Origin of the sequence: Agromyces sp. NPDC058136 (assembly GCF_042884375.1) — a bacterium.
GTDB lineage: Bacteria > Actinomycetota > Actinomycetes > Actinomycetales > Microbacteriaceae > Agromyces.
In genome coordinates this window covers 167,526-184,508 of the sequence record NZ_JBHVUA010000002.1, presented here as the reverse complement: position 1 = coordinate 184,508, position 16,983 = coordinate 167,526, and the positions used below count along the sequence as shown (strand labels likewise).

Annotated in this window: 15 protein-coding genes; 7 read left to right on the top strand and 8 right to left on the bottom strand. The window is 70.9% G+C overall.

From position 1 onward, the window contains the following. Positions 1–106: 106 nt before the first annotated feature. Positions 107–1,453, bottom strand: a complete 1,347-nt coding sequence (locus ACFVTX_RS07195) for an ABC transporter substrate-binding protein (RefSeq protein ID WP_386898904.1) — start codon at positions 1,451–1,453, stop codon at positions 107–109. A gap of 280 nt (positions 1,454–1,733) precedes the next feature. Here ACFVTX_RS07195 and ACFVTX_RS07190 point away from each other — a divergent pair, with 280 nt between their 5' ends. Further along, positions 1,734–2,759 carry a LacI family DNA-binding transcriptional regulator gene (locus ACFVTX_RS07190; RefSeq protein ID WP_386898903.1) on the top strand — a complete coding sequence of 342 codons (1,026 nt, stop codon included), beginning with the start codon at positions 1,734–1,736 and terminating at the stop codon, positions 2,757–2,759. Positions 2,760–2,887: 128 nt separating this feature from the next. Here the strand turns inward: ACFVTX_RS07190 and ACFVTX_RS07185 are convergent, their stop codons facing one another. From ACFVTX_RS07185 to rplJ, 4 genes are all read right to left on the bottom strand, one after another. Continuing rightward, the gene (locus tag ACFVTX_RS07185) at positions 2,888–4,150 is read right to left on the bottom strand and encodes an MFS transporter (protein WP_386898902.1); all 1,263 of its coding nucleotides are present in this window, start codon (positions 4,148–4,150) and stop codon (positions 2,888–2,890) included. After that, positions 4,147–4,596: a MarR family winged helix-turn-helix transcriptional regulator gene (locus ACFVTX_RS07180; protein WP_386898901.1), complete on the bottom strand. Its 450-nt coding sequence runs from the start codon at positions 4,594–4,596 to the stop codon at positions 4,147–4,149. The genes ACFVTX_RS07185 and ACFVTX_RS07180 overlap by 4 nt, the downstream gene beginning before the upstream one ends. 164 nt (positions 4,597–4,760) lie before the next feature. Next, the gene (rplL, locus tag ACFVTX_RS07175) at positions 4,761–5,141 is read right to left on the bottom strand and encodes a 50S ribosomal protein L7/L12 (protein ID WP_386898900.1); all 381 of its coding nucleotides are present in this window, start codon (positions 5,139–5,141) and stop codon (positions 4,761–4,763) included. Between the two features lie 48 nt (positions 5,142–5,189). Further along, positions 5,190–5,678 (bottom strand): 50S ribosomal protein L10, encoded by a 489-nt coding sequence (gene rplJ, locus ACFVTX_RS07170; protein ID WP_386898899.1) that lies wholly within the window; start codon positions 5,676–5,678, stop codon positions 5,190–5,192. A gap of 366 nt (positions 5,679–6,044) precedes the next feature. Between rplJ and ACFVTX_RS07165 the strand changes: the two genes are divergently transcribed. Continuing rightward, entirely contained in the window at positions 6,045–7,778 is a 1,734-nt protein-coding gene (locus ACFVTX_RS07165) for an MDR family MFS transporter (protein ID WP_386898898.1), read from the top strand. A 10-nt stretch (positions 7,779–7,788) separates the two neighbouring features. Beyond that, complete coding sequence (locus ACFVTX_RS07160) at positions 7,789–8,247, top strand: MarR family winged helix-turn-helix transcriptional regulator (protein WP_386898897.1); 459 nt, start codon at positions 7,789–7,791, stop codon at positions 8,245–8,247. A 145-nt stretch (positions 8,248–8,392) separates the two neighbouring features. Here ACFVTX_RS07160 and ACFVTX_RS07155 read toward each other — a convergent pair whose 3' ends face one another. From ACFVTX_RS07155 to ACFVTX_RS07145, 3 genes are all read right to left on the bottom strand, one after another. Next, positions 8,393–10,240, bottom strand: a complete 1,848-nt coding sequence (locus ACFVTX_RS07155; protein ID WP_386898896.1) for a Xaa-Pro dipeptidyl-peptidase — start codon at positions 10,238–10,240, stop codon at positions 8,393–8,395. A 319-nt stretch (positions 10,241–10,559) separates the two neighbouring features. Then, positions 10,560–12,182, bottom strand: a complete 1,623-nt coding sequence (locus ACFVTX_RS07150; protein WP_386898895.1) for a sensor histidine kinase — start codon at positions 12,180–12,182, stop codon at positions 10,560–10,562. Continuing rightward, entirely contained in the window at positions 12,179–12,928 is a 750-nt protein-coding gene (locus ACFVTX_RS07145) for a response regulator transcription factor (protein ID WP_386898894.1), read from the bottom strand. Before ACFVTX_RS07145 ends, ACFVTX_RS07150 begins: the two co-directional genes overlap by 4 nt. Positions 12,929–13,115: 187 nt before the next feature. Between ACFVTX_RS07145 and ACFVTX_RS07140 the strand changes: the two genes are divergently transcribed. From ACFVTX_RS07140 to ACFVTX_RS07125, 4 genes are all read left to right on the top strand, one after another. Further along, on the top strand, positions 13,116–14,654 hold the full coding sequence (locus tag ACFVTX_RS07140; RefSeq protein WP_386898893.1) for an ABC transporter permease: 1,539 nt from the start codon (positions 13,116–13,118) through the stop codon (positions 14,652–14,654). Between the two features lie 47 nt (positions 14,655–14,701). Continuing rightward, the gene (locus tag ACFVTX_RS07135) at positions 14,702–15,370 is read left to right on the top strand and encodes an ABC transporter ATP-binding protein (RefSeq protein ID WP_386898892.1); all 669 of its coding nucleotides are present in this window, start codon (positions 14,702–14,704) and stop codon (positions 15,368–15,370) included. 94 nt (positions 15,371–15,464) lie between these two features. Further along, positions 15,465–16,172, top strand: coding sequence for an amidase domain-containing protein (locus ACFVTX_RS07130; protein ID WP_386898891.1), 708 nt, complete (start codon positions 15,465–15,467; stop codon positions 16,170–16,172). Between the two features lie 22 nt (positions 16,173–16,194). Beyond that, complete coding sequence (locus ACFVTX_RS07125; protein ID WP_386898890.1) at positions 16,195–16,980, top strand: amidase domain-containing protein; 786 nt, start codon at positions 16,195–16,197, stop codon at positions 16,978–16,980. Positions 16,981–16,983: the final 3 nt, after the last annotated feature.

The window sequence follows — 16,983 nt, the reverse complement described above, 5'->3', positions numbered from 1 at the left end:
TCGGGGGCCTCCGATCGCAGGGAGAATCAGACGAGCGGGCGCACCGCGCGGCAGGGTGGGGTCGGGAGACCTCGGGGCCGCGCGCGGCGCGGCCCCGAGGCTTCCGTCACTGCGGCCAGCTGGCCTCGATGAAGTCGAGCGTGTCGGCAGTGCTCTTACCGCCGACCCAGTCGACCATGCCCGTCCAGAAGGAGCCCGAGCCCACCGCGGCCGGCATCACGTCGGAGCCGTCGAAGCGGAAGGTGGTGTTCGGGTCCTGGAGGAGTTCGACCGAGGCCTTCAGGATCTCGCTGCCCGCGTTCTCGGGGTCGAGCCCCGTGTTCGCGCTGATCACGCCGCCGAGGCTGACCCGCGAGTTCGCCCACTCGGGGCTCGACAGGAAGGTCTGCACGGCGACGACCTCGTCGGTGTCGGCGAACGCCGCGACGATCTCGCCACCGCCCGTGACCGCGTTGGCGCCGGCCTCGGTGCCCGGGAGCATGAACGCCCACACGTCGCCGTCTTCGGCGACCGTGGTGCCCTCGGGCCAGAAGCCCTCGTAGAACGAGGCCTGGTGGTGCATCGCGCACGCGTTGTCCATGATGGGCAGGCCCGCGTCGCCGAAGTCGGTCGTCGCGATCGAGCGCACGTCGCCGAGGCCGCCGTTCACGTTGGCGTCGTCACGGAGGTACACACCGACCGAGTCGAACGCCTCAGCGATCTTGGGGTCGTTGAACGGGATCTCGTGCGTGGTCCACTGGTCGTAGACGTCGGCGCCCTGCTGGCGGAGCACGAAGTCCTCCACCCAGTCGGTGCCGGGCCAACCGGTCGCCGCGCCCGAGGCGAAACCGACGCACCAGGGCTTGTCGACCGCGCCCGAAGCGGCGATGTCAGCGGTCAGCGTCTCGAGCTCGTCGAGCGTCTCGGGGACCGCCCAGCCGTTCTCCTCGAACAGCGTCGGCGAATACCAGATCCAGCCCTTGATGTTCGCCATGAGGGGTGCGCCGTAGAGCGTGCCGTCGACGGTGCCGTACGCCGCCCAGTCCTCCGACCAGTACTCGGCCACGTTGTCGGCGACCGACTGCGGAGCCGGGAGGAGGTCGCCCTGTTCGGCGAGGCGGGCGATGAGACCGGGCTGCGGCGTGATGCCGAGGTCGGGCGGGTTGCCGCCCTCGATGCGCACGTTGAGCTGCTCCTCGTACTGGTCGCTGCCCTCGTAGACGATGTCGATGCCGGTGCAGCTCTCGAAGTCGGCCCACGACTGGTTCAGCAGTTCGGCCTCGGGATCGAGGATGGTGCCGTAGACGTCGACCTCGGTGCCGTCGTCGAAGGTGCCGTAGCTCTCGTAGGGCCCGCAGTCGACGTCGGCCGCTTCGTCGTTCGCGACGTCGCCCGTGCAAGCCGTGAGCGTGAGCCCGACCGCTGCGGCCACCACGACGGGGACCATCAGACGGCGATGCCGTGTGAATCTCATGTCTTCTCCTCATTGAGTGTGGTGCAGGGCGGAGCCGAGACCGGTTCCAGTCACCACGCTAGGCCAGCCGTGCCAGCGTCGGCAAGGGGGCCATGGTCACGAATGCGTCTCCGTCGGCGACGCGATGGCGGGTGCTGCGAATTCGGGCTGAGAGCGCTCCCATCTAGGTCGGATGCCACGTGGCCGCCGCTGCCCGGATCTGCTCCGGAAACGGTTCCAGCGCGGTGCGCTCCGACGCTATATGCTCATCACCGGTACTGCCCGACGGAGGGGGTTGCGGATGCCGGCGATCGGTGACGTCGCACGCCTCGCGGGCGTGTCGAAGGCGACCGCGTCGCGCGCGCTCTCGGGGGCCGGCCACGTCGCCGACGAGACCCGCAGGCGGGTCGAGGCCGCGGCATCCGAGATCGGCTACATCGCCTCGCCCGCGGCCGCGAGCCTCGTGACCGGCCGCACCAAGAACGTCGGCGTCGTCATCCCGATCGTGAACCGGTGGTTCTTCGGCGAGGTGCTCGAGGGCATCGAACGCGCCCTGCTCGCGGCGGGGTACGACCTCACCCTCTACAACGTCGGCGACGACGGCCCCGAACGCGAGCGCGTCTTCGGGTTCTTCCTCGCGCGCAAGCGCGTCGACGCGGTCATCGCGGTCGGCGTCGACCTCGCCGAGCACGAGGCCGCAGGGCTCGCCGGCAGCGGCAAGCCGCTCGTCTGCCTCGGCGGGCGCGGCGCGGTCGACGCCCGGCTCGCGATCGACGATCACGCCGTCGGCACGCTCGCCACCGAGCACCTGCTCGCGCTCGGCCACACGCGCATCGCCCATCTCGCCGGCCCCGACGCCGCGACGAGCCCCGGCAGCGTGCAGGGCGAGCGGCTCCGCGGCTACCTCGACGCCCTCGCGTCCAACGGGCTCGCCCCCGGCGATGGGCACGTCGTCGAGGCCGACACGACGATGCCCGCCGGATGCACCGGTGCGTTGCAGCTCCTCGGACGACCCGGCCCCCGGCCGACGGCACTGTTCGCGGCGTCCGACGAGATGGCGTTCGGCGCGATGATCGCCGCCGAGCGGCTCGGCATCGCGGTGCCGGGCGACCTCTCGGTCATCGGCGTCGACGGGCACGAGTACGCCGAGATGTTCGGCCTCACGACGGTCGAGCAGTCGCCCGGCGAGCAGGGCCGCCTCGCCGTCGAGGCCGTTCTGCGCCTGCTCGACGCGGGCGAGGTCGCCGACCCGCTGCCCGATTCGGGCGCTCCGCTGCCGACTCGCCTGGTCGTCCGCTCGAGCACCACGGCGCCGCCCCGCGCCTGACGCCGACCGCCCACCGCAGATCGAGTGGGCGGATATGCACCCATTTGTCGCCGCGAAGGTTCATCTCCGCCCACTCGATCCGGCGCCGGCGGATCGCCGTCGACGGCGAGGCATGACGCGGCGCGGCCTCAGGCGGCGTCGCCCACGGTGATCGCCTCCGCCTCCGTGAGGGATGCCTCGGGCTCCTCCTCGACCCGATCGACCCGGCGCAGCGCACGGTGCCCCGCGACGACGATCACGAGCGCGAGCGCGACCGAGATCGCCGCGGCGTAGTACGGGGCGTCGGGCGAGATGAGGTGCGCGAGTTCGGCCGCGGCGGGCGGGGCGATCGCCCCGCCGAGGAACCGCACGGCCGAGTAGGCGCTCGACGCGACCGAGCGCTGCAGGTCGGTGGCCTCCATCACGCACTCGGTGAGCACCGTGTTGAGCACGCCGAGCACGAGCCCGCCGACCACGATGCACGCGACGAGCGCCGCGGGGGTGTCGATGAAGAGCCCCGCAGCGACCAGGTCAAGCGAGAGCAGGGGCAGTGCGATCTGCAGAACACGGGTGCGCGGCATCCGCGCCGTCAGCAGCGGCGCGACGAACACCGAGGTGATCGCGAGCGCGAGACCCCAGCCGAAGAAGGTGAACCCGAGGCCGAGCGCGTCGAAGCCGAGCGGGAACGGCGAGTACGCGAGCAGCACGAAGAAGCCGATGTTGTAGAACAGCGCGGCGGCCGCGAGCACCGCGAGCGCGGGCTGTCGCAGTGCGCGCAGCGGCGCCGACAGCCGCGTGGGTTCGGGACGCATGCCGCCCGAGGCATCCACATCGTCTCGCAGGAAGACGACGATCGCGATGAACCCGATCGCCATGAGCACCGCGGTTCCGAAGAACGGCCCGCGCCAGCTGACGTGACCGAGCAGCCCGCCGAGCAGCGGCCCGATCGCGATGCCGAGCCCGAGGGCCGCCTCGTAGAGGATGATCGCCGACGCCGTGCCGCCCGACGCGGCGCCGACGATCGTCGCGAGTGCCGTCGAGATGAAGAGCGCGTTGCCGAGCCCCCAACCCGCGCGGAACCCGATGATCGACTCGACGTTCTGCGAGAGCCCCGCGGCCGCCGCGAACACGACGATGAGGGCGAGCCCGATGAGCAGCGTCTTCTTCGCCCCGATGCGGCTGGACAACCAGCTCGTGACGAGCATCGCGAGCCCGGTGATGAGCAGGTAGCTCGTGAAGAGCATCTCGGTCTCGGTGGGCGTCGCCTCGAGGCTCTCGGCGATCGCGGGCAGGATCGGGTCGACGAGCCCGATGCCCATGAATGCGATCACGCAGGCGAACGCGACGGCCCAGACGGCTTTCGGCTGTCGCAGGATCGAAGCGGATGCCGCGTGGCCGGCCTTCGCGCTCACGCGATCGCTCCCGTGCGGGCGGCGTCGTCGGCGCGCTCCATGCGGGAGCGCACGATCGCGACGGCGCGGGCGAGCGTCTCGCGCTCGTCGCCCGTGAGGTCGTCGAAGTAGGGCGCCATGGCGCCCGCGAGCTCGTCGCGCCAGGCGGTGAGCGCGGCGAGACCGCGGGGGTCGGCGGAGATGAGCCAGGCGCGGGCGTCGTGCTCGTCGGCGATGCGGCGCACCCAGCCGCGCTCGTCGAGGGCGTGCACGAGCTTCGTCATGGTGGGCTGGCTGACCCGGCTGACGCGGGCGAGCTCGCCGAGGCGCATGGGGCCGAGGTCGCGCAGCACGCTGAGGGTGCGCCAGACGGCGGGCGACTCGGTGTTGTCGGTCGCGGAGGCGGCGAGGCGCGTGAGCCGATGGTTGACCGCGACGAGGTCGCCGATCAGTTCGGAGGTTTGCATAGCCCAACTATATAGCATGGCTATGCAAGCAGGGTCCGCCCGAGAGGACGAGGGATGCCCCGAGACGACGGATGCCCCGTGGCCGATGAACGACCACGGGGCATCCGTGTGCTTGGTGACGCAGGTCACCTCAAGCCGCGAGCGCCGGGAACCGGCGCACGGGATTACTTGAGGGTGACGGTGGCGCCGGCGGCCTCGAGGGCCTCCTTCGCCTTGTCCGCGGTCTCCTTGTTGGCGCCCTCGAGGACGGCCTTGGGAGCACCGTCGACGACGGCCTTGGCCTCGCCGAGGCCGAGCGAGGTGAGCTCGCGGACGACCTTGATGACCTGGATCTTCTTGTCGCCGGCAGCCTCGAGGATGACGTCGAAGGAGTCCTTCTCCTCGACCTCTTCGGCACCCGCGCCACCGGCAGCGCCGGCAACGGCGACCGGGGCGGCCGCGGTGACTTCGAACTTCTCCTCGAACGCCTTCACGAACTCGCTGAGCTCGACAAGCGTGAGACCAGCGAACTGCTCGAGCAGCTCTTCGGTGGTGAGCTTCGCCATGATGTTTCTCCTAATAGGTGGGGTTTGTAGAACGAGTCCGTCGGGCGCTTACGCGGCCTCGGCGGTCTCCAGCTTTTCGCGAAGCGCGTCGATGGTGGCGGCAGCCTTGCCCATCGTCGCCTTCATCATGCCCGCTGCCTTCGCAAGCAGAACCTCACGGCTCTCGAGCGAGGCGTACTTGTTGACCTCGTCGGCGTCGAGGGTCTTGCCCTCGAAGACGCCGCCCTTGATCACAAGATTCGGGTTCGCCTTGGCGAAGTCACGCACGGCCTTGGCGGTGGCGACGAAGTCACCATGCACGAAGGCGACGGCGGACGGACCGTTGAGGTCGGCGTCCAGCGTCGTGATCCCCGCGTTGTTCGCGGCGATCTTGGTCAGCGTGTTCTTCACCACGGCGTAGCTCGCGTCCTGACGGATGCTGTTGCGCAGCTGCTTGAGCTGGGCAACCGTCAGGCCGCGGTATTCGGTCAGCAGAACGGCAGCGGAGCTCTCGAACAGGTTCGTGAGTTCGGCAACCGAGGCTTCCTTGTTCGCCATGGCCACTCCTTGTGAATTCAACGTGCATCGCGGAGGCGATGCACGGCCTGGAGCGCTGGAAGCAATGGGGAGAAAGAAAAAAGCTCCGGCGCAGTTGCGCGGAGCTCGGCCCGGATCACCCGGAAAGTCTTCGTCACACCTGCGCGGGCCCTTGCTTTCGCAAGACTTCGGTCGCATTCGCTTCGCTTTCACGAGGCGCGCACGACAACCAGCGGTCTTCGGCTCCGTCAAGAGTAACGGATGCCACGCGCTCCGCCAAATCCGCGCCGCGTCCGAACTCCGGCGCGCATCGAGGGAATAGTTGACAGACGTCGACAGTTGACGAATGCAACGACTTTCTCTATAGTTGACGTCGATCAACTACTTATGCAAGGAACCTCTGTGACCTCCACGCTTCCGAACGACCTCGAGACGACACGTACGCCTCGCCAGGTCTTCACCGCCCTCTCGGGCCTCATCATGGGCATGTTCGTCGCCGTGCTCTCGGGCACGGTCGTGTCGACCTCGATGCCCGTCATCATCGCCGACCTCGGCGGCGACCAGTCCGCCTACACCTGGGTCATCACCGCGAGCCTCCTCGCGACCGCGGTCTCCACCCCGATCTGGGGCAAGCTCGCCGACCTCCTCGACCGCAAGATGCTGCTGCAGATCGCGCTCGGCCTCTTCGTCGTCGGCACCGTCGTCGCCGGCTTCTCGCAGTCGACCGGCATGCTCATCGCCGTGCGCGTCGTGCAGGGCCTCGGCGCCGGCGGCCTCATGTCGCTCGTGATGATCGCCGTCGCCCTCATCATCTCGCCGCGCGAGCGCGGTAAGTACATGGGCGTCGTCGGCGGCATCATGGCGCTCGCCACGATCGGCGGGCCGCTGCTCGGCGGCGTCATCACCGACGCCTTCGGCTGGCGCGCGAACTTCTTCATCGGCGTGCCCTTCGCCGTCCTCGCGATCATCCTCATCCAGCGGACGCTCCACCTCCCGAAGCCGAACCGCGAGCGCGTGAAGATCGACTACCTCGGCGCGATCCTCCTCACCGTCGGCGTCTCGCTCCTCCTCATCTGGGTGTCGATGGGCGGCAACCAGTTCGAGTGGAACTCGCTCGAGAGCTTCGCGATCATCGGCGTCTCGGCCGCCGCGATCATCGGCTTCATCGTCACCGAGTTCCTCGTCGAGGAGCCGATCGTGCCGATGAGCCTCTTCACGAACCGCACCTTCACCCTCTCGGTCATCGCCTCGATCTCGATCGGCGTGGCGATGTTCGCGACGAGCGTGTTCCTCGCGCAGTACTTCCAGCTCGCGCGCGGCGCGACCCCGACCGAGTCGGGCCTCATGACGATCCCGATGATCGTCGGCCAGATGGGCGCCTCGATCGGCGTCGGCGCGCTCGTTAGCCGCTTCGGCAAGTGGAAGGGGTGGATGCTCCTCGGCTCCGCGCTGGCGCTCGCCGGCGTGAGCCTCATGACGACGCTCCACTACGACACCGACTTCACCCTCGTGTCGGTCTACATGTTCGTGCTCGGCGCCGGTCTCGGCATGGTCATGCAGAACCTCACCCTCATCGTGCAGAACGACACCCCCGCCTCGCAGCTCGGTGCGGCGAGCTCGAACGTGAACTTCTTCCGCTCGATCGCCGGCACCATCGGCGTGACGATCATGGGCTCGGTGCTCGCCACCCAGGTGACGGCGCACATCACCGACGGGCTCTCGAAGTTCACCCCCACCTCGCCCGAGGAGGGCGAGGCGCTGCAGTCGCTCGCGAGCGGCAGCCTGCCGAAGGTCTCCGAGCTGCCCGACACGATCCGCGTCATCGTCGAGGGCTCGTACGGCCAGGGCATCGCCGACGTCTTCTGGATCGCCGTGCCGCTCGCGGTCGTCAGCCTGATCGCGATCGCGTTCCTGCCGAACAAGCCGCTGTCGACGAAGAACGCCGCGCAGAGCCTGGCCGAAGAGGCCGAGCAGGTCGCGATCGACCTCGCCGAGGCCGAGATCGCTGCGCCGGTCACCTCCTCGATCCAGCTCGTCGACGGGTCGGATGCCACGAGCGGCCGCCGCGACGAGGCATCCGACCTCGAGGCAGGGGCCGAGGCCTCAGGAGCCCGCAAGTAGCATGAGCGTCGTGACCGAGCCCACCGCCCCCGCCGTCGAACCCACTGTCGACGAGGCGATCGCCCACGTGGAGGAGCAGCTCTCCTTCGTGTTCGGCCGCGCCCGCACGGTGTGGAAGGAGGCGGCGCAGCAGATCCACCCCGAGCTGAACCCTGCCGGGTACAAGCTGCTCGCGACAGTGGTGCGGCTCGGCTCGACGAACGCGCACGTCCTCACCGAGCTCTTCGACATGGACAAGAGCGTCGTGAGCCGGCAGATCCGCATGCTCGAGGAGGTCGGGCTCGTCGAGAGCCGCCCCGACGAGCGCGACGGGCGGGTGCGCGTGATCCTGCCGACGCCCCTCGCCGTCGAACGCATCACCGCGGTGCGGGCGCGCAACCAGTCGCGCCTGCACGCGGTGCTCCGCGAACGCTCGGTCGGCGAGCTCGAACTCTTCGCCGAGATGCTCGGCGGGCTCGCGGAGGCGTAGCCCGCCGAGCGGCGGTCGAGCAGCGCCCACCGGTGGTCGAGGAACGCCCGACGCAGTCGGACGCGTCTCGAGACCTGGCGACGGGTCTCGAGACGCGTCGTCGCTGCGCGCCGGCGCTCCTCGACCAGCGGAGTGGTCGCCGGGGTCAGCCGGCGTGCAGCGACTGCTGCAGCGCCCCCATGCCGCCGACGAGCGGCAGGTGCACCGTCGACTTCGACGGGTCGAGCGTCAGCGTCGTGCCGGGCGCCGGTCGCACCGTGTACTCGTGGTCGCTCGAGAGCACCACGAGGCCGATCTGCGAGCCCGCAGCGAACACGTAGTCCTTGGGCTCGAGCTCGAACGCGAAGTCGTACGCGCGGCCGGGCGTGATCGGGTCGGTCACCGCAGCGGAGTTCCGGTTCTCGACGTCCATCCACCCGCGGGTGATGATCTTCGGCGCCCCGGTCGTCGGGTACTCGACGAGGAGTGCCGTGAGGTTCGCCTTCGGCCGGTCGACCGAGAGGCGCAGCGACACCGACGGCGTGCCCGAGAGGCGCATCGATTCGCCGAGCACCTCGGTGCGGTAGGCGAGCCGGTTCGGCGACGACGCCGCGGCGGCGAGGTCCGCGGCGAGGAGGCTCGCGTCATCCACCAGGTCTTCGTTCGCCTTGATGCCCGAGCGCGAGACCGCGAGCGTGCCCACCCCGTCGGCCTGGCCTGCGCCGCCGAGCTTCAGCTTGACCTCCGACATCGCGGGGTCGGGCCACTCGGCGTACTCGGTGAGGGTGCGGTCCTCGCGCACGACGTACGCCTTCGGCAGCGCCTCGACCCCGTTCTCGACGTCGTAGAGGTAGCGCGTGAACCAACGGTTCAGCAGGGTGTCGTTCGGGTTGCCGCCGTGGCCGCCCTGGTGCAGGTAGATCTGGTGCGGCACGTCGTTCGCCTTGAGCGCCTCGTAGAGGTCGGCGGCGTTCTTCGTCATGACGTTCCAGTCGTTGAGGCCGTGTGCGACGAGCGTCGCGGCCTCGATGCGGTCGGCGTTCGCGAGGTAGTCGCGCTCCGCCCAGAAGGCGCTCTCGTCACCGGTGACGCGGTCCTGGTTCGCCCGCAGCTCGTCGATGATCGGCTGGCAGATCTCCTGGTCGAACCGGGTGTAGACGTAGTCGGCGAGGACGTCGAGGTCTTCGCCCTGGTAGCCGCCCGGCGCGCGCACGGCGCCGTTCGCCCGGTAGTAGTCGTACCAGTTCGAGATCGCCGACACCGGCACGATCGCCTCGAGGCCCTCGACCCCCGTCGAGGCGACCCCGATCGGCAGGGTGCCGTTGTACGAGGTGCCGATCATGCCGACGCGCCCGGTCGTCCAGTCGGCGGTGACCTCGGTGGTGCGCTCGGGGCTCGTGTACGCGGTCGCCCGGCCGTTGAGCCAGTCGACGACGGCCTTGCCCGCGAGCGACTCGTTCGCACCGCCCGAGGTCGGGCAGCCCTCCGACCAGCCGCTGCCGAAGCCCTCGGCGTGCACGACCGCGTAGCCCCGCGGCACCCACGTGTTCTCGAGCGAACGCGAGATCGTCGGGCTCGTGCGGTTGCCCGGCACGTAGGCGGGCCACGGCTCCTTCTCGCTCGGCGGGTCGCCGATCTCGTGGTCGACCGACCAGTTCGTGACCTGCGAACCACCGGCGTAGTAGGGGCTCAGCTCCATGAGCACCGGCACCTGGAGGCCCGTCGTCTCGGTCTCGGGCACCCGGCTCACGTCGATGTGCACGAGATCGGGCATTCCGTCGCGGTCGGAGTCGACCTCGCTCTCGACCCACGCCTCCTCGTTGACCCACTCGGCCGAGTTCTTCGTGAAGACGGCCTGCGAGAGACCGTCGACGAAGACCGGCTCGGCGGGGTCGGGGCTCGCGTACGCCGGGCCCGCGACGGCGACGCCCGCGCAGGCGAGTGCGGCGGCGAAAGCGACGGCGACGCGTCGTTCGCGTCGCCGTCCTGCGGTGGTAGGTACCGCTCTGATCATGCGGATGCTCCTTCGCTCCAGCCGAGGCGGAGGCCACCACCCGCGCGTCGACGCGGAGCCACCGCCCCGTGACTGCTCCACACGCTACGGGCGCGCGAGCGCGACACGCCAGACGCCCGCGGAGTCGCCCACTCTCCGAGCGCGTGCCCGAGGCGCCGAACCTGCACCGCCGTATTCAGGACGAGCGCCCCGATGGCGCCCCATTCGAGGGCATCGACCCGCTCATCCTGAGAAGTGTGAGGCGTGGGCGGGCGAACCGGTGTCGAACCGCGGGCGGGCGAACCGGTGTCGAACCGCGGGCAGGCGCCCGCGCCGCTGCCTACTCGGCGCCCGCGGCGGCCGACGTCGGCGCCGGTGCGGGCGCTGCGGCCGCGGCGAGCGGCAGCTCGACGGTGAAGACCGTGCGGCCGGGGCGGCTCTCGACCTCGACCGTGCCGTGGTGGGCCTCGACGACGGCGCGCACGATGGCGAGGCCGAGACCGGTCGATCCGGCGCGGCGCGAGCGCGAGGCATCCCCGCGTGCGAATCGTTCGAACATCGTCGCGCGCACGGTCTCGTCGATGCCGGGGCCGTCGTCGACGACCTCGAGCCGTGCCCGGTCGCCGCGCACCCGCAGCTTCGCGGTGACCTCGGTGCCGGCGGGCGTGTGCACGCGCGCGTTCCCGAGCAGGTTCGTGAGCACCTGGCGCAGCCTGGCGTCGTCGCCGAGCACCTCGACGGCGCCGTCGGGCGCGTCGACCGACCACTCGTGGTCGGGGCCGGCGGCCTGCGCGTCGCCGACCGCGTCGACCACGATCGTGCGCAGATCGACGCGGGAGTGCACGAGTTCGCGCCCCTCGTCGAGGCGGGCGAGGAGCAGCAGGTCCTCCACGAGCTCGGTCATGCGCACCGACTCGGACTCGATGCGGCCGAGTGCGTGCACGACGTCGTCGGGCAGCTGCCCGCCGTGCAGGCGCGTGAGCTCGGCGTAGCCGCGGATCGAGGCGAGCGGGGTGCGCAGTTCGTGCGAGGCGTCGGCCACGAAGCGGCGCACCTTCTGCTCGCTCTCCTCGCGGGCGGTGAGGGCGGATGCCACGTGCCCGAGCATGCGGTTGAACGCCGAGCCGAGCCGGCCGACCTCGGTGCCGTCGTCGGCGACGTCGACCCGTTCGGCGAGCGCGACGTCGCCCCGGTCGAGCGGCAGCTCGGAGACGCGCTGCGCGGTCTCGGTCACGCGTTCGAGCGGGCTGAGAGCGCGGGCGACGATGATCGTGCCGAGCCCGAGGGCGATGACGAGACCCGCGAGCGCGACGATCGTGATGGTCAGCGCGAGTTGCGAGCTGTCGGCGTTCACTTCGGCGAGCGGCAGCGCCAGCACGATCCGCACGCCGTTCCACTCGGTCTGCTCGAGGGCGAGCGCGCGGTAGTCGCCGAGCTCGCCGACCCGGATCGAGTGGGGTTCGCCGTCGGTCGGCACGTGGGCGAGCACGTCGGCGAGCTCGGCGGGCAGGTCGAGCACCCGGCCGCCCTCGGTGATGTAGCCGGCCCGTGTCTCGCCGTCGGCGGGGACCAGGGCGGCGAGGGTGCCCGCCTCCTGGCCGGGGATGTTGAGCACGAGCGAGGGCGCCGCAGAGGGGTCGCCGGGGAACCCGGGCGGCTGGCCCGAGATCGCGAGGTTCGCGCGCGAGATCGTCGAATCGAGGTTCGCGTCGAGTCGCGCGACCGAGGAGCTGTGGAACACCGCGACGCTCACCACACCGACGACGGCGCTCACGGCGACGAGCAGCGACGCGACGATGACGAGGAGCCGGCGGCGGAGGGTCCACGGGCGGCCGCGGCGCGTGGCATCCGCACCGCCCGCATCGTGCCCGGTCGTCGCGAGCGAACCCGTCGCGACCGCGCCCGTCGCCGTGCGCGCCTCGCGCGACGCGGCGGCGTGCCCCGGGTCGCCCGGCTTCGTCATCCGGCGGCCTTGATCATGTAGCCGGCGCCGCGCACCGTGTGGATCATCGGCTCGCGACCGGCATCGATCTTCTTGCGGAGGTACGAGATGTAGAGCTCGACGACCGACTCCTTGCCGCCGAAGTCGTACGACCACACCCGGTCGAGGATCTGCGCCTTCGAGAGCACCCTGCGGGGGTTGCGCATGAGGAAGCGCAGCAACTCGAACTCGGTCGCGGTCAGCTCGATGAGCTCGCCGCCGCGGGCGACCTCGTAGCTGTCCTCGTCGAGGGTGAGGTCGCCGACGGCGAGCACCGGGTCCTTCGACTGCGCGAGGGTGAGCGTCGACCGGCGGATGAGCCCGCGGAGCCGCGCCACGACCTCCTCGAGGCTGAACGGCTTCGTGACGTAGTCGTCGCCGCCGGCAGTGAGCCCCGCGATGCGGTCGTCGAGCGAGTCCTTCGCGGTGAGGAAGAGCACGGGCGTCTCGGTGCCTTCGGCGCGCACGCGCTGCAGCACCTCGAGTCCGTCGAAGTCGGGGAGCATGATGTCGAGCACGATCGCGTCGGGGCGGAACTCGCGGGCGATCTTCACGGCCGACATGCCGTCGGCGGCCGTGCGGACGTCCCAGCCCTCGTACTTCAGGGCCATCTTCAGCAGTTCCGTGAGCGAGTGCTCGTCATCGACGACGAGCACCCGCACCATCGAGCCGTCGCCCTTGGCGATCGCGGGGGCACGGTTCGGCGCTGCGGCGGGAGTCGTGGTCATGATTCCAGTATCCGCACCGCGCTATGGGTTTCCTATGGCTTTCATGTGCGGATGCCACGCGCCTCCGCCGCACCGGGCATAGCCGCGTCATAGCCCCGCCATGGGCCGGCCACAGCCCGCGTGCCTAACGTCGCGGTCGACGCCGCAGGGCGCCGCCCACCCGACTCCTTCGACCCCGAGGACTCCCATGTTCTTCACGTACCTCCGGCGCGAACTCGCCGGCCGCCGCAGGCAGACGGCGATCATCGCCATCGGCATGGCGCTCGCGATCGCCCTCGTCATCATCGTCAACTCCGTCGCCTCGGGCGTGAAGGCCGCGCAGGCCTCCGTGCTCGAATCGGTGTACGGCGTCGGCACCGACATCACCGTCGCCCAGTCGCCCGCTCCACCCGGCGAGGGCGAGGGCGGCGGACCCCGCTTCGAGTTCGGGGCGGACGCCGGCACCACGGCCGACGGCACCACCGAGATCAGCCAGTCGCGGCTCTCGGCCGGATTCGGCTCGAGCACCTTCGACGAGTCGACCCTCGACACCGTCCTCGGCGTCGAGAACGTGGCCGCCGCCTCGGGCACCCTCTCGCTCACGAACACGACCTTCAACGGCGAGATGCCCGACTTCAGCCAGATGCGGGGCGACGGGGCCACCGCGCCCGGCACCGACGCGGGTACCGGCACCGACGCCCAGGCCGCTCCCCCGCAGGGCGGGCCGGACGGCGCGGGGGGCAGCGCCTTCGATGTCGACTCGTTCAGCGTGCTCGGCCTCGACCCCGCCGCCGACGCGATCGGCCCGCTCTCGGCCGTGTCGCTCGCCGACGGCCGCGCGCTCGACGAGGACGACACCGGTCGGAACGTCGCCGTGCTCGACGCCGACTACGCCACGAGCGCCGAACTCGCCGTCGGCGGCACGCTCGACATCGGCGGCACCGTGTTCGAGATCGTCGGCACCGTCACCTCGAACGCCGCCGACTCGGCGAGCGCGGCGAACGTCTACATCCCCCTCGACGTCGCCCAGGCCCTCTCGGGCGAGGAGGGCATGCTCTCGAACGTGTACGTGCAGGCCGCGTCGTCGACCGACATCGCGCAGATCCAGGCCGACCTCGAAGCCGCCCTGCCCGACGCGACCGTTTCGACCCAGGAGGACCTCGCCTCGAGCGTCTCGGGTTCGCTCGCGACGGCGTCGAGCCTCGTGTCGAACCTCGGCCTGTGGCTCTCCCTCGCGGTGCTCGTCGCGGCGTTCCTCATCGCGATCCTCTTCACGATCTCGGGCGTCACCCGACGCACCCGCGAGTTCGGCACGCTGAAGGCGATCGGCTGGTCGAACCGACGCGTCGTCGGGCAGGTCGCCGGCGAGTCGCTCGTGCAGGGCCTCATCGGCGGCGCCGCGGGCATCGCGATCGGCCTCATCGGCATCTTCGTCATCAACCTCATCGCGCCGACGCTCTCGGGCAGCGCCTCGGGCGGCGGGTTCGAGATGGCCGGCGGCCCCGGCGGCGCGGCGGGCGGCGACGCGAGCGGCGCGACCGGCGCCGCGGCCGGCGGGCGCGCGTTCGGCCCCATGGGTCAGACCGCGGCCGCCACCACCGAGGTCGCCCTCAACGCCCCCGTCACCGTCTCGGTGATCGCGATCGCCGTCGGCATCGCCGTGCTCGGCGGCCTCCTCGCCGGTGCGATCGGCGGCTGGCGTGCGGCGCGCCTCCGCCCCGCCGAGGCGCTGCGCAGCGTCGGCTGAGCAGCACCGGCACCGAAGCATCCGAACCGCGAACGAACGAGGACCACATGTACACGCTCACGAAACTCACGAAGACCTACCGGCAGGGCAACCGCACGGTGCACGCCCTGAAGAACGTCGACCTCACGATCCGCGCCGGCGAGCACGTCGCGATCCAGGGGCCGACGGGCGGCGGCAAGTCGACGCTGCTGCAGATGCTCGGCGGGCTCGACCGGCCCACCTCGGGCACGCTCTCCATCGGGGACGACGAGATCTCGAAGATGCCCGACGCGAAGCTCGCGAGGATCCGTGCGAAGGAGATCGGCTTCGTCTTCCAGAACTTCAACCTCATCCCGACGCTCACCGCGCAGGAGAACGTCGAGACGGCGCTCGAACCGCTCGGCGTGCCGGGCGCCGAGCGTTCGCAGCGCGCGGCGGCGGCGCTCGCCTCGGTCGGCCTCGCCGACCGGGCGGGTCACCTGCCGGGCGAACTGTCGGGCGGTCAGCAGCAGCGCGTCGCGATCGCCCGCGCGCTCGTGAAGGAGCCCGAGGTGCTGCTCGCCGACGAACCGACGGGCGCCCTCGACGAGGAGACCCGCGACGAGATCCTCGAGATCCTCGAGGGGATCCGCCGCGACCGCGGACTCACGCTCGTCGTCGTCACGCACGACTCGGCGGTCGCCCGCCGTGCCGAGCGCCGCCTGCACATCAAGGCGGGCACGGTCACCGAGCGCTGACCGCTTCGAGGGGATGCCTCGTGCGACGGGCCGCGCGAGGCATCCCGCCCACCTCTCAGCAACCCTCTCAGCAACCCTGACTAAGGTCGTCGCGATGCACCACCCCTCCCCCGCCCCCAAGCGCCGTCGGGCGCTGCTCGTCACGGCCGCCCTCACGACCGCGCTCGCCCTCGGCGCCGGCGCCGTCGCCCTCGGCTGGGTCGCGGCGACGCCCGAGTCCGCCCCGAGCGCCGGCGGTGCCGACGACACGGTGGCCGCGGCCGACGAGACCGCCGACGGCGATTCCGACGGCCTCGAGCTCGACTGGGCCTCGCTCAGCGACCCCGTGACCGCGCAGATGGAGTACGTCGAGGCGAACTGGTCGAGCGAGTGGAGCGACGAGTTCGGGTTCATCGACGAGAACGACTGCATGGACTTCGCCAGCCAGTCGCTCCTCGCCCGCGGCTGGGACGAGGACGAGGACTGGTGGTACGCCGTCGGCGACGCCTACGAGAGCTCGGCGGCGTGGAGATCCTCGACCGCGTTCATGGAGTACCTCGAGGAGCACCCCGAGAAGGCCACCGCCCTGAGCGACGCGCAGCGCGCCGAGGTGAAGGTCGGCGACATCGTGCAGTTCGACTGGGACGTGTCGGGCGACCGCGACCACACCGGCATCGTCACCGCGGTGATCGTGAACGACGACGGCTCGGTCGACATCCGCTACGCGGGGCACACGGATGCCACGTGGGACCGCTCCGTCGACTGGTCGATCAGCGAGTACCACCCGGGCGCCGAGGTCTGGTACTGGAGCATCGCCGACTGAACGAGCGCCTACGGTAGATGAGGTGAGTGGAACGGACGAGCCGGTCGAGCCGAGCGAAGAGGGCGAGGCGCCCGAGCAGGGCGGGCTGCCCGAGACGCCCCGACCCGCCGCGCCTGCCCCGGCGCCGCGGCCCGGCCGCGAGGTCTACCTGCGGCGCCGGATCGCCGTCGGCGCCGTGCTCGTCGTCGTGCTCGGCCTCATCGTGTGGGGCGGGATCGCGCTCGTCACGGCGATCATCGCGGCGAACGCCCCCACCGGGCCGGGCACGCAGGGCGGCGACGGCAGCCACCCGAACGCGGCGGCGCTCGAGCTCGACCCCGAACTGCCCGCCGACGTGCTGCGCCAGCTCGAGTACGTGCGCGAGCACTGGGACTCGGACGAGAGCGAACGCTACGGCGTGCTCGGCGTCGACGACTGCGTGAACTTCACCTCGCAGTCGCTCATCGAACGCGGTTGGCTGCCCGACGAGGAGTGGTGGTACTCGGAGGACGGCGACGCCTACGCCCACTCCCCCGCGTGGCGTTCGTCGACGCTGTTCCGCGACTACCTCGCCGCGCACCCCGAGCGGGCGACGCCGCTGAGCGACGCGCAGCGCGCGCAGGTGAAGCCCGGCGACATCGTCCAGTTCGACTGGGATGCCTCGGGCGACCGCGATCACACCGCGATCGTCACGGCCGTCATCGAGAACGACGAGGGCGAGGTCGACGTCTACTACGGCGGGCACACGGATGCCACGTGGGACCGCTCGGTCGACGACCACCCGAATCACCCCGAGACCGAGGTCTTCTACTGGAGCGTCGCCGGCTGAGGC

What these genes read in the sequence shown, in the direction of transcription:
- ACFVTX_RS07195 (WP_386898904.1), bottom strand. Translation starts at nt 1,453, where the DNA reads ATGAGATTCACACGGCATCGCCGTCTGATGGTCCCCGTCGTGGTGGCC.
- ACFVTX_RS07190 (WP_386898903.1), top strand. Translation starts at nt 1,734, where the DNA reads ATGCCGGCGATCGGTGACGTCGCACGCCTCGCGGGCGTGTCGAAGGCG.
- ACFVTX_RS07180 (WP_386898901.1), bottom strand. Translation starts at nt 4,596, where the DNA reads ATGCAAACCTCCGAACTGATCGGCGACCTCGTCGCGGTCAACCATCGG.
- rplL (WP_386898900.1), bottom strand. Translation starts at nt 5,141, where the DNA reads ATGGCGAAGCTCACCACCGAAGAGCTGCTCGAGCAGTTCGCTGGTCTC.
- rplJ (WP_386898899.1), bottom strand. Translation starts at nt 5,678, where the DNA reads ATGGCGAACAAGGAAGCCTCGGTTGCCGAACTCACGAACCTGTTCGAG.
- ACFVTX_RS07165 (WP_386898898.1), top strand. Translation starts at nt 6,045, where the DNA reads ATGCAAGGAACCTCTGTGACCTCCACGCTTCCGAACGACCTCGAGACG.
- ACFVTX_RS07155 (WP_386898896.1), bottom strand. Translation starts at nt 10,240, where the DNA reads ATGATCAGAGCGGTACCTACCACCGCAGGACGGCGACGCGAACGACGC.
- ACFVTX_RS07150 (WP_386898895.1), bottom strand. Translation starts at nt 12,182, where the DNA reads ATGACGAAGCCGGGCGACCCGGGGCACGCCGCCGCGTCGCGCGAGGCG.
- ACFVTX_RS07145 (WP_386898894.1), bottom strand. Translation starts at nt 12,928, where the DNA reads ATGACCACGACTCCCGCCGCAGCGCCGAACCGTGCCCCCGCGATCGCC.
- ACFVTX_RS07140 (WP_386898893.1), top strand. Translation starts at nt 13,116, where the DNA reads ATGTTCTTCACGTACCTCCGGCGCGAACTCGCCGGCCGCCGCAGGCAG.
- ACFVTX_RS07135 (WP_386898892.1), top strand. Translation starts at nt 14,702, where the DNA reads ATGTACACGCTCACGAAACTCACGAAGACCTACCGGCAGGGCAACCGC.
- ACFVTX_RS07130 (WP_386898891.1), top strand. Translation starts at nt 15,465, where the DNA reads ATGCACCACCCCTCCCCCGCCCCCAAGCGCCGTCGGGCGCTGCTCGTC.